The sequence below is a fragment of the Micromonospora sp. NBC_00421 genome (assembly GCF_036017915.1).
Taxonomy (GTDB): Bacteria; Actinomycetota; Actinomycetes; order Mycobacteriales; family Micromonosporaceae; genus Micromonospora.
On sequence record NZ_CP107929.1, the window covers coordinates 4072030 to 4086608 of the forward strand.

Consider the following 14579-nt stretch of genomic DNA (forward strand, 5'->3'; position numbering starts at 1 on the left):
GTCCTCCTTCCCCCGGGTGACCCCGCTACGCATTTTCCCGAAGCGGGTCGGGCCGGTCGGTCGGGCCGGTCGGTCGGTCGGGCCGGTCGCCGCGGTGGGCCCGTCAGTCGCTGCGGCCGGCGTCCCCGGGGCGGGGGCGGCGCAGGCGGAGGGCCTGGGCCACGTAGTCGAAGCCGGTGACCACGGTGACCAGCACGGCGGCGGCCATGATCCAGGGGCCGACGGTGGCGAGGGCGGCCGGCATCGGCCACAGGTACCAGGCGATGGCCAGGATCTGGAGCGCCGTCTTGAGCTTGCCGCCCCGGCTGGCGGCGATCACCCCGTGCCGGATCACCCAGAACCGCAGCCCGGTGATGCCCAGTTCCCGGACGAGGATCAGCACCGTCACCCACCAGGGCAGCCGGTCGTAGACGGAGAGCAGCACCAGGGCCGCACCGGTGAGCGCCTTGTCGGCGATCGGGTCGGCCACCTTGCCGACCGAGGTGACCAGGCCGAACCGGCGGGCGATCCACCCGTCCACCAGGTCGGTCATCGAGGCGAACGCGAAGATCAGGCAGGCGGCTATCCGCCACCCGGTGTGGGTCATCCCGGAGGTGACCACCGAGGCCGCGAAGACGGGCACCAGCACCAGCCGCAGCAGGGTCAGGCCGTTGGCCGCATTGAGCACCGGCACCCGGGCCACCGGCGGCGCGGACTCCGCCGCCCCGGTCACCGCCGCGCCCCGCTCCGGTCGCCGTGGCCCGCCTGGCACCGCCCCACCTGGCTCCCCCGCTCCGTCCGGGCCCACCGTCACCGTTCCGCGCCGGGCGCCGCCGAGATCATCTCATCCGGCACGGCCACCAGGTCGACGCCCTCGGTCGCGGTGACCGTGGCCCGGACCAGGTCGCCTGGGCGCAGCGCGGTCAGGTCGACCCCGCCACCGGCCGGGGCGACCAGGGTGGTCGAGCCGTCCACCTCGGGGGCCTGGTGTGCCGCCCGGCCCTCCACCACGCCGTCGTCGACCGTGTCGACAAGCACCTCGACGGTGCTGCCGAGCCGCTCCTCGGCCCGCTGCGAGCACAGCTCGTCGGCGAGCGCGGCGAGCCGGTCGTAACGGCGCTTGACGGTGGCGGCGGAGAGCTTGCCGGGCAGGCCGGCGGCCTCGGTGCCGTCCTCGTCGCTGTAGTCGAACACGCCTATCGCGTCGAGCCGCGCCTCGGTGAGAAAGCGGACCAGCTCGGCCACGTCCTGCTTGGTCTCGCCCGGGAAACCGACGATGAAGTTGCTCCGCGCGCCCGCCGTCGGGGCCAGGGCGCGGGCGCTGGCCAGCAGCTCCAGGAACCGGTCGGTGGAGCCGAACCGGCGCATCCGACGCAGCACCGGCTCACTGGAGTGCTGGAACGACAGGTCGAAATAGGGGGCCACACCGGGGGTGGTGGCGATCGCCTCGACCAGGCCGGGACGGGTCTCGGCGGGCTGGAGGTAGCTGGCCCGCACCCGGACGATGCCGTCGATCGCGGCGAGCTGGGGCAGCAGCTTCTCCAGCGCCCTCGGGTCGCCCAGGTCCTTGCCGTACGACGTCGAGTTCTCGCTGACCAGCACCAGCTCGCGGACGCCGGTCTTGGCCAGCCACTCCGCCTCGGCGAGCAGCTCGTCGGGGGTACGCGAGACGAACGCCCCCCGGAACGCGGGGATCGCACAGAACGCGCACCGCCGGTCGCAGCCGCTTGCCAGCTTCAGCGAGGCCACCGGGCCGGTGTCGAGCCGGCGACGCAGCACCTGCCGCAGGTGCGCCGGGGTGTGCGCGTCGGTCTCCATCGTCGCCCGGGTGGGGGTGCCGTGGCCGGGCAGCGACACCGCCGACTCGCGCCGGTTGACCGGGGTGAGCGGCAGCAGCTCGCGACGGTCCCGGGGGGTGTGCGCGTCGACCGTCTCGCCGGCCAGCACCGCGCCCAGCCGGGCGGCGATGTCGGGATAGTCGTCGAAGCTGAGCACCGCCTGCGCCTCGGGAAGGCTCGCGGCCAACTCCCGGCCGTACCGCTCGGCCATGCAGCCGGCGGCCACCACCTTGGCCCCGGTGTCGGCGGCGGCGAGCAGGGTCTGGATCGAGTCCTGCTTGGCCTTCTCCACGAAACCGCAGGTGTTGACGACCACCACGTCGGCGCCCTCACCGTCGGTGGTGACCTGCCAGCCGTCGGCGTGCAGCCGGGCGGCCAACTCCTCAGAGTCGACCTCGTTGCGGGCGCAGCCCAGGGTCAGCAGGGCGACCCGGCGGCCGTCGGTGGGCGGCGGTGCCGGGTCACGGCGGGACGGGCCGGCGTTGTCGGGCGTGGGGGTGGCAGACACCATCCGAGGGTACCGGGCGCGGGGGCGGGCCCGACCAACGGCGGCGTGCGGTGTCGGCCGGTTCACCCTCCCCCGCCGTCGCGGATCGGGCGCGGGCGACGGTCAGAGCGCCGCCGCACCCACCCGGACCAGCCGGTCCAGCAGGGCGACCTCGGTGCCGGCGAGTCCGGTGGAGCAGAACACCGACACCTGGTCCGCGCCGGTCCGCCCCGGGACTGCGCCGGCCAGCACCGCCCCCAGGTCGCGCAACCTCCCCGGGTACGGCCCGACGGCGGTCAACAGCGGCGGGTCGTACGCCGCCGCCTGGGCCGGTGAATCGGTGACCAGCAGGTCGGCGGCGTCGAGCAGGTCGGTGCCGAACTCGTGCCGGTGGACCTGCTTGAAGCCGACGGCGTTGACGTGGGTGCCCGGGGCGAGGTCGGCGGCGGCCAGCACCGGGGTGACGCTCGTGGTGGCGAGCACCACCACGTCCCGGTCGCGGACCGCCTCGGCGGCCGAGCCGACGGCGCGGGCCGGTACGCCCAGTTCGGCGCGGACCCGGGCGGCGAAGGACTCCCGGCGGGCCGCCGAGCGGCTGTGCACGGTCACCTCCCGCAGCGGCCGGACGGCGGCGGTCGCCCAGACCTGGGTCCACGCCTGCCCGCCCGAGCCGATCACCCCCAGGGTGGTCGCGTCCGGGCGGGCCAGGGCGTCGACCGCCACCGCGCCCAGCCCGCCGGTACGCCGGGAGCCCAGCTCCGCACCGACGGCGATCGCCCGGACCGCCCCGGTGCGGGCGTCGTGCAGCACCACCAGCTGCTCGCCGGCCGAGTGGCCGAGGGTGTCGTAGGAGCGGAAGCCGTACCACTCGGCGGTGAGCTGCCCGGCGGTGAGCACCATCCGCCCGCCGGCCAGCGGTGCGGAGGCCCGGGGCGGGGCGACGAGCCGGCCGGCGTGGGCGGCCAGCAGGGCGTCCCGCATCGCCGCGACGGTGGTCGGCGCGTCCAGGGCGGCGGCGACCTGCCGGTCGTCGAAGAGCAGCGTCATGTCCTCATGCTGCAACCTCACCTTGACTTCAGCTCAAGGTCTGGTGGGGAGGATCACCGCTACCGGTCTCCGTGCGGTGCTAGCGTCGGTCGTGGTGGCCGTGCGGGCAGGGCGGTGCCGCGGCTCCTGCCGACCCCGCAGGGTTGCGGTTCCTGCCGAGCCCGCAGCCACCCCGGACGAGTCGTGGGCGTACCCGGTCAGGCCAAGACGCCCCGTGCCTACCCGACTCGTCCCCGGCCGGCCCGGCCCGGGACCGACCTCCGAGGTGATGCCCGATGGCCTGGATAGTGCTGGTGCTCTCCGGACTCCTGGAGACCGCGTGGGCGGTCTCCCTCGAACGCAGCGCCGGATTCACCCGGCCGCTGCCCTCGGCCGTATTCGCGGTCACCCTGATCGCCAGCATGGCCGGCCTGGCGTACGCGCTGCGCGACATCCCCGTCGGCACCGGCTACGCGGTCTGGGTCGGCATCGGGGCGGTCGGCACCGCAGTGGTGGGCATGGTCGCGCTGGGCGAGTCGGCGAGCCTGCCCCGGCTGCTCAGCCTGGTGCTGGTGGTGGCCGGCGTGGTCGGCCTCAAACTCTTCCACTGAGCCGGTGCCGTGCCCGGCCTCCCGGTGAGCTGCCGGGCCGGCTGCTAGGGACCGGTCGACGGGTCAGGGCCGAGCGTCTGCGCGTGCCGCAGCACGGCCCACGCCGACCGGTCCTCCCGGGCCGCGCCCGATCCGGTCGGTGCGCCGCCGGCCCAGTGCTCATGTGGTGGCCCCGGCACCCGCCCCGGCTCAGTCGACGTCGCCGCGCAGGCCGTCCAGCACCTCTTCCAGTTCGTCCGGCTTGACCAGCACGTCACGGGCCTTGGAACCCTCGGACGGGCCGACCACCCCCCTGGTCTCCATCAGGTCCATCAGCCGGCCCGCCTTGGCGAAGCCGACCCGCAGCTTGCGCTGGAGCATCGAGGTCGAGCCGAACTGCGAGGTGACCACCAACTCGACCGCCTGCACCAGCAGGTTCAGGTCGTCGCCGATGTCCTCGTCGATCTTCTTCTTGCTGTCCTGCGCCGGGGCCAGCACGTCGGTGCGGAACTCCGGCTCCCGCTGGTCCTTGCAGAACTTCACCACGTCGGCGATCTCGCGCTCGGTCACCCAGGCGCCCTGGATGCGGACCGGCTTCGACGCGCCCATCGGCAGGAACAGCCCGTCGCCCCGGCCGAGCAACTTCTCCGCGCCCGGCTGGTCGAGGATGACCCGGGAGTCGGCAAGCGACGAGGTGGCGAACGCCAGCCGGGACGGCACGTTCGCCTTGATCAGGCCGGTCACCACGTCGACGCTCGGCCGCTGGGTGGCCAGCACCAGGTGGATGCCGGCGGCGCGGGCCAGCTGGGTGATCCGGACGACCGAGTCCTCCACGTCGCGCGGGGCGACCATCATCAGGTCCGCCAGCTCGTCCACGATCACCAGCAGGTACGGGTACGGCCGCATCTCCCGCTCGCTGCCCGGCGGGGCCTTGATCTCGCCGTTGCGCACCTTGCGGTTGAAGTCGTCGACGTGCCGGACCCCGTTGGCGGCGAGGTCGTCGTAGCGCATGTCCATCTCGCGAACGACCCACTCCAGCGAGTCGGCCGCCTTCTTGGGGTTGGTCACGATCGGGGTGACCAGGTGCGGGATGCCCTCATACCCGGTCATCTCGACCCGCTTGGGGTCGATCAGCAGCAGCCGCACCTCGTCCGGCGTGGCCCGGGTCAGGATCGACACCAGCAGCGTATTGAGGCAGCTCGATTTCCCGGCGCCGGTGGCCCCCGCGATGAGAATGTGAGGCATCTTCGCGAGATTGGCCACCACGAAGCCGCCCTCGATGTCCTTGCCGAGGGCCACCACCATCGGGTGGTGGTCGCTGGTGGCGGCCCGGGAGCGCAGCACGTCACCGAGGGCGACGTTCTCCGGGTCGGTGTTGGGGATCTCCACCCCGACCGCGCTCTTGCCCGGGATGGGGCTGAGGATCCGCACGTCCGGCGACTTCACCGCGTACGCGATGTTGCGGGAGAGCTGGGTGATCCGCTCGACCTTGACCCCGTGCCCCAGCTCGACCTCGTAGCGGGTGACGGTCGGGCCCCGGGTGAAGCCGGTGACCTCCGCGTCCACCCCGAACTGGTCGAAGACGCCGGTCAGCGCGGCGATCACCTCGTCGTTGGCCTTGCTGCGGGTCTTCGGGGCCGCGCCGCCGGTGAGCATGTTCGCCGGCGGCAGGACGTAGTCGCCGGCCAGCCCGGTCAGCGCGAGCTGCTCGGCCCGGGTGGGCGGCGCGGAGTGCTCCGGCGGCTCCGCCGGCTTGCGGCTGGCCGGCACCCGGCTCGCCGGCCGGCGGGGCAGCACGATGGTCTCCTGGAGGTCGACCTCCGGGCCGACGTCGTCGAAGTCGTCCGGGTCGGGCGGCGGGGGCGCGGCCTTGCGGGCGGGCCGGCGGCGGGCCGGCTTCGGAGCGACCTCAGTCGACTCCGCGTCCGGCTCCTCCCGGGCGTCGGGCGGGGCGACGAGCGTGCCGGCGAGCAGGCCGAGCCGCTCCGGGATCTTGTTGATCGGGGTGGCGGTCACCACCAGCAGCCCGAAGACGAGCAGCAGGATCAGCAGCGGCATGGCCACCCAGGCGGTCACCGCCCGCTCCAGCAGGTCGCCGATCCCCGCGCCGACCAGGCCACCGGCGTAGTCGCGCTGCACCGGGTCGACCGGGTTCTGCCCGATGTGCAGCATCGCCGCCGTGGCGACCAGCATGGAACCCCAGCCGACCAGGCCCCTTCCCCGGTGCTCCGGGTCGCCCGGGGTACGCATCAACCGCCAGGCGCCGATCATCAGCAGCACCGGCACCACGACCGCGATCGCGCCCAGGAAGAGCCGTACGGTGTCGGCGAGGCGCGCGCCGAGCGGGCCGGCGCCGGAGAACCAGATGCCCACCGCGCTGAGGATGGCCAGGCCGAACAGCAGCAGCCCGGCACCGTCGCGGCGGTGCTCCGGGTCCAGGTCCCGGGCGGAGGCGGCCTGCCGACCGGCGGCCCGGAACCCCCAGCCGACCCCGTGCGCCAGCCCCATCCACAGTGCGCCGACCGCGCGACCGACGTACGCCGCAGGAGCGGGCCGGGTCGCCGGCCGTCGCCGGGGCGCCGCCCGGGTGGTCTTCTTCGCCGGCTGACGGGCACGACTGTTCGTGGTACCGCGCGGCGACGCGCCGCGTCGCCGGCTCGCCTGAGAGGTACGGCCCGCCATAGAGTCACCGTAACGGCGTGACCCGGCAGATCGCCGCTTTTCCGGGTCGTGTCCGCGCGTCGCAGCACGGACCACGCCCGCAGACGTGTTATTCGCCTCAGAAGGGATGCCCGATGGCGTCGCCTGCTTTCGCGGACCGTCCGGACCCCCTGGCGGGTCACCCGCAGGCTCTGCGCCCGCTGACCACCGAGCTGGTCGCCGCCGTGCTGGGCAATCGGGGGTACGCGGTGGTCACCGACGACGACGGTGACCTCGTCGGCCGCTGGGACGACAGCCTGATCTGGTTCCTGCGCCAGGGCACCCTCGGCGAGCTGCTCCAGGTCCGCACCCTCGCGGCACCGACCTTCGGCATCGAACACGTGCCGGCGCTGTACGCCTTCTGCAACTCGTGGAACCGCGACCGGTTCTGGCCCAAGGCGTTCGTACACGTCGACGACGACGGACGGGCCCGGGTCTGCGGTGAGGTGATCGCCGACCTGGAGCGCGGGGTCACCCCGCACCAGCTCGACCAGTTGCTCGACTGTGGCATCACCAACGGCTGCCAGCTCGCCGCCGCCGTCGGCATGCTGCCCGGCGGGACGCCCGGATGACCGCCGGGTTCCGCCCGGGTGGGCCGGCCGCCCATCGTGATCCCGGCCTGGCGGCTGCGCTCGCCGACGCCGCGGACCTGCCCGACGGGGAGGCCCGGCTGGCCGAACTCGACCGGATCGCCGCCCGCGCCGACGCGCTCGGCGACCCGCACTCCGCCCTGGACGCCAGGTTCGCGCTGGTGGCGGCGTACCTGCGGCACGGTGGGCGGTGGCGGATCGTCGAGCCGGTACGCCGTCTGCTGGCCGCTGTCGACAGGTCCCCCGGCCTGCTCGACGCCCGTCCCGGCGACGCGGAGCTGCTGCGGCGGCACCTGCGGCACTCGGTGGACGCCGCGATCGGCACCCCCCGGATCGGGCTCGACCAGACCCACGCGCTGCTCGACGCGCTGGCCCGCCGGGTCGGCGAGGACGCCGCAGTGGTCGCCCAGCTCCGCTGCCGGCTCGCCGACCACCTGGGTGACGAGCCCACCGCCCGGCAGTGGTACGCCCGCTGGACGGTCGCCGACGAGGATCCGGAGGCCGGCTGCCCCGGCTGTCTGGCGGTACGCCGGGCCGAACTGCTTGCCGGTTGGGGGGACGACCGGGCCGCGCTGGACGCCCTGCGACCCGCGCTCGACGCCCTGATCGACTGCACCGACCAGCCGGAACGGGCCCTCGCGGTGGGGCTGCTGCCGTGGCTGCGTACCGGGGCGGCCGAGCAGGCCGGGGTGGCGCACCTGCGGGCGTACCGGCGGCACCGGCGGGCGTTGCCGTACCTGGCCGCGCAGTTGCGGTTCTGCGCGTTGGCCGGGCACCCGGACCGGGCGCTGGACATCCTCGCCGAGCAGCTGCCCCGGCTGGACCACCCGTACGACGACCTGTCGGCGATGGAGTTCGCCGCCGCCGGGGCGCTGGTCTGCGCGTTGGCCGTCGAGTCCGGGCGGGACGGTCGCCGGGTGCGCCGCCCCGGCCACGCCGACCGGCCCGCCGCCGAGCTGGACGTGGCGGCCCTCGGCACCGACCTGATGACGCAGGCCACCCGGCTGGCGGGCAGCTTCGACGCGCGCAACGGCACCGGGCACCACGCCGGCCGGATCGCCGCCTGGCTGGCCGAGCGGCCGACCGGCGACCCGGTGCCGCTGCCGGCGCAGGAGAGCGTCGACGAACCGGACGACGAACCCTTCCTGCCCTCGGCCGAGGAGCCGGCCCCGCTGAGCCTGGCGCAGCTCACCGCAGTGCTGGACACCCGGGGCGACCTGTATGCGGTGGACGCCGGTGGGGTGGTGGTCGGCCGCTGGGACGAGGCGGTGATCCAGTTCCGGCTGCGGGGCCGGCACGGGGAGATCCTGCACGCCCGGGTGGTGGCGGCCCGGCGGCTGCCGGCGGGACGGCTCGCCGAGGCGTACGAGTTCTGCAACGCCTGGAACCACGACCGGCTGCTGCCCAAGGCGTACGTGCACGAGTTGCCCGGTGGTGAGCTGGTGCTGGCCGGCGAGGTCACCACCGACCTGGCCCACGGGGTGGCCCCGACACAGCTCGGCATCCTGGTCGACGCGGCGGTGACCACCGGCGTCGCGTACGCCGGGGCGGTCGCCGCCCTGCCCTGAGCCGGCCCGCCCTGAGCCGCCATACCTGAGCCGGCCCGCCCTGAGCCGGCCGGCGCGGGACCGACGGGGTCGGGACGCGGAGCGGCCCCCGACCACCGGGCGGTGGGGTCGGGGGCCGCGGTACCGGTGTGCGCCGGCGACGGGATGGTTACCGTCGGCTGCGCCGGGTCTCCTGCTGGCCGCCGTCGGCGGTGACCAGGGTCAGGTCGTTGCGTTCGAGGATCTCGTTGACCGGCTGGAAGAAGGTGATGCCGCCGACGGTGCAGTCGCCGGAACCGCCGGAGGTGACGCCCTGCGCCTGGTCGCCGGAGATCCACGAGCCGCCGGAGTCGCCCGGTTCGGCGCAGACGTCGGTACGGGTCAGCCCGGTGACCGTCCCCTCCGGATAGTTCACCGTGGTGTTCCTGGCCTGGACGACACCGCAGCGGGCACCGGTGGTGGAGCCGGAGCGGCAGATCGACGTGCCGGCCAGCACCTCGGTGGAGCCGTTGACCGGCACCACGCCACCGTTGAAGTCGCTCACCACCCCCTGCGGGGTCCACTGCGCGTTGGTCCGCACGAACGCCCAGTCGTCGCCGGGGAACGACGACGCCGCGAAGACGCCCTGCTCGGCCTGGTTGAAGCCGGTGGTCCGGTCGCCGGCCCGACCACAGTGCCCGGCGGTGACGAACCCGCCGACCACGGAGAAACCGATCGAGCAGCGTCCCACGTCGTTGATGAAGAACGGGTCTCCGCCGACCAGGTCGAACAGCGGACGCGGCTGCTCCCGGGAGGTGGTGATCCGCACCGCCCCGGCCGGGGCACCGCTGCTCGCCGCCCACCGGCGGGCCCGCCCCTCGGCACCCGGCTGGGCGAGCACCACCACCGAGTTGGTGGCGACGTCGACGTACCAGCCGGCGATGGCCGGGGACGCCTGCCGTCCCACCGAGTCGAGCCGGCTCTTCACCGCGTCCAACTCGCCGACCGCGCGGTCGACAGGCTTGGGCACCGCACCGGCGGCCCGGACCCGGTCCGCCTGGGCGGGGTCGGCGACCGCGACGTTGAGGGTGGACCCGTCGCCGCTGAGCCAGGCGCCGCCGTAGTCGTTGCCGAGCGTGGCCCGCAGCCGGGCCAGCCTCCCGGTGGCCTGCTGCTCGGCGGTCAGCCGCCGGACCGCCTGGTCCCGGCTGATCCGCAGGTCGCGGCTGAGCGCGTCCACCACCTCGGGGGCCACCCCGCCGGTCGCCCCGGCGTCGGTCCCACCGGCCTTCGGCGCGCTCTGCTCGCCGGCGAACGACGGCAGGGTCACCGCCGCCGTCAGTCCCGCCGCCGCCAGCACGACGCCGATCGCTGTCATCCGTCTGCGGTCCATCCGCCATGCTCCTCCCGGCCGACGCGAGGTACGCCCGCCGGACGGAGGTACGGAGACGGCCACCGATCGGTTGAGGAGTTCTCCACTTATCGACGGAACGTGTCCCCCCGGTCACCCGTCCCCTGATCGGGGCCACCCTGCGCCACCGCTGAGCGGCCCGCCAGTCGGGCCCGAGAAACGGGCCGGCCACCGTCGTGACGACGGTGGCCGGCCCGGAACTGCCTGTGGGAGGGCCCGATCAGACCTCGACGACGGTCGGGACGATCATCGGACGGCGGCGGTACGCGTCGTTCACCCAGCGCCCCACGGTGCGCCTGACGATCTGCTGGAGCTGGTGGGGGTCGGTGATGCCGTCCGCGGCGGCCCGGTTCAGCGCCTCGGTGACCAGCGGGATCACCGGGTTGAACGCGGCCGGGTCCTCGGAGAAGCCCTTCGCCGACAGGGTCGGGCCGGCGACCACCTTGCCGGTGACCGAGTCGACCACCACGGTGGTGGCGATGAAGCCGCCGTCGCCGAGGATCCGCCGCTCGGTGAGCAGCGACTCGCTGACGTCGCCCACGGCCAGGCCGTCGACGTAGACGTACCGGCTCTTGACGTGCCCGACCACGCTGGCCCGGCCCTCCACCAGGTCGACGACGTCGCCGTCCTCGCAGATCACCACCCGGTCCGGGGCGACGCCGGACTCGATGCCGAGCCGGGCGTGCGCCCGCAGGTGCCGCCACTCGCCGTGCACCGGCATCAGGTTGCTCGGCCGGACGACGTTGAGCAGGTAGAGCAGTTCACCGGCGGGGGCGTGCCCGGAGACGTGCACCTTGGCCACGTCCTTGTGCACCACCACCGCGCCGGCCCGGGCCAACCTGTTGATCACCCGGTAGACCGAGGTCTCGTTGCCGGGGACCAGCGACGAGGCGAGCACGACGGTGTCACCGGGGGCGATGGTGATGTGCCGGTGGTCGCCGCTGGCCATCCGGCCCAGCGCGCTCATCGGCTCGCCCTGCGAACCGGTCGACATCAGCACGATCTGGTCGGGCGGCAGGGTGGTGGCCTCCTCGATCCCGATCACCAGACCGGCCGGGATGTTGAGCAGGCCGAGGTCTCGGGCGATGCCCATGTTGCGGACCATCGACCGGCCGATCAACGCCACCTTGCGGCCGTGCTCCAGCGCCGAGTCGAAGACCTGCTGCACCCGGTGCACGTGCGAGGCGAACGAGGCGACGATGATCCGCCCCTTCGCCTTCGCGAAGATCGAGTCGAGCACCGGCCCGATCTCCCGCTCGGGGGTGACGAAGCCGGGGATCTCGGCGTTGGTGGAGTCCGACAGGAGCAGGTCGACACCTTCGGCGCCGAGCCGGGCGAAGCCGGCCAGGTCGGTGATCCGGCCGTCCAGCGGGAGCTGGTCCATCTTGAAGTCGCCGGTGTGCAGCACCAGCCCGGCCGGGGTACGGATGGCCACCGCGAGCGCGTCCGGGATCGAGTGGTTGACCGCGAAGAACTCGCACTCGAACGGGCCCAGCCGCTCCCGGCCGCCCTCCCGCACGGTCAGCGTGTAGGGCTGGATCCGCCGCTCGGCCAGCTTCGCCTCGACCAGGGCGAGGGTGAACTGTGAGCCGACCAGGGGGATGTCCGGCTTGTGGGCGAGCAGATACGGCACCGCGCCGATGTGGTCCTCGTGGCCGTGGGTCAGCACGATCGCCTGCACGTCGGCCAGCCGGTCCAGGATCGGCCCGAAGTCGGGCAGGATCAGGTCCACGCCGGGCTGCTCGACGTCGGGGAAGAGCACCCCGCAGTCGACGATCAGCAGCTTGCCGCCGTACTCGAAGACGGTCATGTTCCGGCCGATGGCACCGAGTCCGCCGAGCGGGATGATCCGCAGGCCGCCCTCGGGCAGTGGCGGGGGCAGTTCACCCTCGAATTGCGCCTCGGTCACGCGTCCACCTCATTCTGCGACGCCGTAACCCGGCGTCCGTCGTGTCGTTCGATCATTCGGGCAGGTCCAGGCCCGCCGCCGCGCAGTCGGCGCGCAGCAGGGCCAGTTCGTCGTCGGTGGCGTCCACCAACGGTGGACGCACCGGCCCGGCGGGCAGGCCCATCGCGTTCAGGCCCGCCTTCACCAGGATGGTCCCCGGGCTGCGGAAGATCCCGGTGAACAGCGGCAGCAGCCGCCGGTGCAGGGTCAGCGCCGCACCGCTGTCCCCCGCGTCGTACGCCTCGATCATCCGCTTGGCGAGCGCCCCGGTGAAGTGGGTCGAGGTGCCGACCAGCCCGACCCCGCCGACCGCAAGGGTGGGCAGGGTGAGCGAGTCCTCGCCGCTGTAGAAGGCGAGGTCGGTGCGGCTGGTCACCCAACTGGTGGCGGTCAGGTCACCCTTGGCGTCCTTGACCGCGACGATCCGCTCGTGCGCGGCGAGCCGCACCAGCGTCTCGGTCTCGATCGCCAACGCGGCGCGGTGCGGCACGTCGTAGAGCATGATCGGCAGGCCGGTGCCGTCGGCGACCGCGGTGAAGTGCCGCTCCAGGCCGCGCTGCGGCGGCTTGTTGTAGTACGGCGTCACCACCAGCAGGCCGTGCACGCCGGCCTTCTCCGCCGCGGCGGCCAGCTCGATGGTGTGCCGGGTGTCGTTGGTGCCGACCCCGGCCACCACCTGAGCCCGGTCGCCGATCGCCTCCACCACCACCCGGAGCAGGGATTCCTTCTCCGCGTCCGTGGTGGTCGGCGACTCGCCTGTGGTGCCGTTGACCACCAGCGCGTCGTTGCCCTGCTCGTCGACGAGGTATGTCGCCAGCCGCGCCGCACCGTCGAGATCGAGGGATCCGTCGGCGGTGAACGGGGTCGCCAGCGCGGTGAGCAGTCGCCCGAATGGGCGGGACACGCCCCGGTCGGGGACGGCAGGGTGGTCGTGCGTCATGCTCACAACCTAGCGGACGAGCACCGGACGTCCGGTGGGGAAGGGCTCAGGACAGCTGTGCGTGCGGGCTGGTCGCCACCTCGGAGCCGTCGGGCAGGGTCGAGACGACGAAGTCGGCGAACACGTTCGGGGCCACCCGCTGGAGCTGCCGCAGGCACTCCACGGCCAGCTCACGGATCTCCACGTCGGCGTCCTCGGTGGCCCGCATCCCGACGAAGTGCCGCCAGGCGCGGTAGTTGCCGGTGACCACGATCCGGGTCTCGGTGGCGTTGGGCAGCACCGCCCGGGCCGCCTGCCGGGCCTGCTTGCGGCGCAGCGTCGGGTTGGGCTCGTCGGCGAACCGCTGCTCCAGCCCCTCCAGCAGCTCGGTGTACGCCTGGACGCTCGCCTCGGCGGCCTCGACGAACCGCTTGTGCAGCTCCGGGTCGTCGGCGATCACCGCCGGCTCGACCATCGCCGCGTCCCGCTCCGGGACGTACCGCTGGGAGAGCTGGGAGTAGGAGAAGTGCCGGTGCCGGATCAGCTCGTGGGTGAACGAGCGGGACACCCCGGTGAAGTAGAAGGTCACCGTGCCGTGCTCCAGCACCGACAGGTGCCCGACCTCCAGGATGTGCGCCAGGTAGCCGGCGTTGGTGGCGGTCGCCGGGTTCGGCTTCTTCCAGCTCTGGTAGCAGGCCCGGCCGGCGAACTCGGCGAGCGCCTGACCGCCGTCGGCATCGGTCGACCACGGCACGTCACTCGGGGCCTGGAACTGCGTCCACGCGATCAGCTGCACCTGGGGCTGCACCATTTCCGGCATTCCTGCGACTCTAGTGGCCCGGCGGGCCGCGGGGAAACCCGGGCCACCGCCCTGACCAGCGAGATCATGGACAGTCCCGGCTCCCGACGGGCGGCGGGTGGCCAATGTCTCCCACCCGACCCCGCCGGGTCGCTCCAACCGGCCCGCCGGGTGCTGTGGCCGGTCAGACGTAGAGGGCGGTGAACGGGGCCCAGGGCAGGTTGCGCAGCACCGAGAAGGTGAGCCAGACGGCGAGGAACCCGCCGATCACCGGGGAGCTGAGCCGCAGCTCGGGCAGCCGCCAACCGAACGCCTGCCGGCCGGCCCAGGCGACGAAGAGATAGGCCAGGAAGGGCACCGCGAAGACGAAGAGGAAGTGGTGCCGGGCGGCGGCCGGCAGGTCGGCGTGCAGCAGGTACCACAGCGCGCGGGTGCCCCCGCAGCCCGGACAGTCCAGCCCGGTGGTCAGCTTGAGCAGACAGCTCGGTGCGGCGTCCGGGTCGCTCGTGGTCGGGTCGCTGACCAGCGCGTACGCCATTCCGGCACCGACGCAGCCGAGCGCGGCAAGCGGCACCGCCCAGCGTGGCGAACGGTCGTAGAGCCGGACCACGAAGCGGGTGAGGCGGTCCGGCTCGGGCTGCTGCCACACCACCGGCGGCCCGGCCGACCAGGACCCCGGCGGCACCGTGTCGACACCCTGCTCCGGACTGCCCTGCTCCGGACTGCTCGGCCCGGTCGGTCGGCTCGGCCCGTCAACGCTCGTCAC

12 protein-coding genes and 1 riboswitch are annotated in these 14579 nt (G+C 73.8%); of the genes, 3 read left to right on the plus strand and 9 right to left on the minus strand.

Features of this window, described 5'->3' with window-relative positions; genetic code table 11:
- Nucleotides 1–103: 103 nt before the first annotated feature.
- The 3 genes from pgsA to OHQ87_RS16840 all read right to left on the minus strand — a co-directional run bounded on the left by pgsA (nucleotide 104) and on the right by OHQ87_RS16840 (nucleotide 3351).
- On the minus strand, nucleotides 104–712 hold the full coding sequence (pgsA, locus tag OHQ87_RS16830; RefSeq protein ID WP_328348885.1) for a CDP-diacylglycerol--glycerol-3-phosphate 3-phosphatidyltransferase: 609 nt from the start codon (nucleotides 710–712) through the stop codon (nucleotides 104–106).
- A gap of 77 nt (nucleotides 713–789) precedes the next feature.
- Nucleotides 790–2328 (minus strand): 30S ribosomal protein S12 methylthiotransferase RimO, encoded by a 1539-nt coding sequence (gene rimO, locus OHQ87_RS16835; RefSeq protein ID WP_328338924.1) that lies wholly within the window; start codon nucleotides 2326–2328, stop codon nucleotides 790–792.
- Between the two features lie 99 nt (nucleotides 2329–2427).
- Nucleotides 2428–3351: an ornithine cyclodeaminase family protein gene (locus tag OHQ87_RS16840; protein ID WP_328338925.1), complete on the minus strand. Its 924-nt coding sequence runs from the start codon at nucleotides 3349–3351 to the stop codon at nucleotides 2428–2430.
- A 147-nt stretch (nucleotides 3352–3498) separates the two neighbouring features.
- Nucleotides 3499–3568, plus strand: a riboswitch (guanidine-III (ykkC-III) riboswitch).
- Between the two features lie 58 nt (nucleotides 3569–3626).
- Here OHQ87_RS16840 and sugE point away from each other — a divergent pair.
- A complete protein-coding gene (gene sugE / locus OHQ87_RS16845) occupies nucleotides 3627–3941 on the plus strand; it encodes a quaternary ammonium compound efflux SMR transporter SugE (protein WP_328338927.1) in 315 nt (104 codons plus the stop codon).
- Between the two features lie 189 nt (nucleotides 3942–4130).
- Here sugE and OHQ87_RS16850 read toward each other — a convergent pair whose 3' ends face one another.
- Nucleotides 4131–6602, minus strand: a complete 2472-nt coding sequence (locus OHQ87_RS16850) for an FtsK/SpoIIIE family DNA translocase (protein ID WP_328338928.1) — start codon at nucleotides 6600–6602, stop codon at nucleotides 4131–4133.
- A gap of 113 nt (nucleotides 6603–6715) precedes the next feature.
- On the opposite strand from OHQ87_RS16850, the gene OHQ87_RS16855 reads away from it, so the two are divergent.
- On the plus strand, nucleotides 6716–7192 hold the full coding sequence (locus OHQ87_RS16855; protein ID WP_328338929.1) for a YbjN domain-containing protein: 477 nt from the start codon (nucleotides 6716–6718) through the stop codon (nucleotides 7190–7192).
- Nucleotides 7189–8778 (plus strand): YbjN domain-containing protein, encoded by a 1590-nt coding sequence (locus OHQ87_RS16860; protein ID WP_328338931.1) that lies wholly within the window; start codon nucleotides 7189–7191, stop codon nucleotides 8776–8778. Before OHQ87_RS16855 ends, OHQ87_RS16860 begins: the two co-directional genes overlap by 4 nt.
- A gap of 148 nt (nucleotides 8779–8926) precedes the next feature.
- Here the strand turns inward: OHQ87_RS16860 and OHQ87_RS16865 are convergent, their stop codons facing one another.
- The 5 genes from OHQ87_RS16865 to OHQ87_RS16885 all read right to left on the minus strand — a co-directional run bounded on the left by OHQ87_RS16865 (nucleotide 8927) and on the right by OHQ87_RS16885 (nucleotide 14579).
- Nucleotides 8927–10129 (minus strand): S1 family peptidase, encoded by a 1203-nt coding sequence (locus OHQ87_RS16865; RefSeq protein ID WP_328338932.1) that lies wholly within the window; start codon nucleotides 10127–10129, stop codon nucleotides 8927–8929.
- 238 nt (nucleotides 10130–10367) lie between these two features.
- On the minus strand, nucleotides 10368–12056 hold the full coding sequence (locus OHQ87_RS16870; protein ID WP_328338933.1) for a ribonuclease J: 1689 nt from the start codon (nucleotides 12054–12056) through the stop codon (nucleotides 10368–10370).
- A 52-nt stretch (nucleotides 12057–12108) separates the two neighbouring features.
- Entirely contained in the window at nucleotides 12109–13035 is a 927-nt protein-coding gene (gene dapA / locus OHQ87_RS16875; RefSeq protein WP_328338935.1) for a 4-hydroxy-tetrahydrodipicolinate synthase, read from the minus strand.
- 46 nt (nucleotides 13036–13081) lie between these two features.
- Nucleotides 13082–13825: an FAD-dependent thymidylate synthase gene (gene thyX, locus OHQ87_RS16880; RefSeq protein WP_328348886.1), complete on the minus strand. Its 744-nt coding sequence runs from the start codon at nucleotides 13823–13825 to the stop codon at nucleotides 13082–13084.
- A gap of 172 nt (nucleotides 13826–13997) precedes the next feature.
- On the minus strand, nucleotides 13998–14579 hold the full coding sequence (locus OHQ87_RS16885; RefSeq protein ID WP_442930475.1) for a DUF2752 domain-containing protein: 582 nt from the start codon (nucleotides 14577–14579) through the stop codon (nucleotides 13998–14000).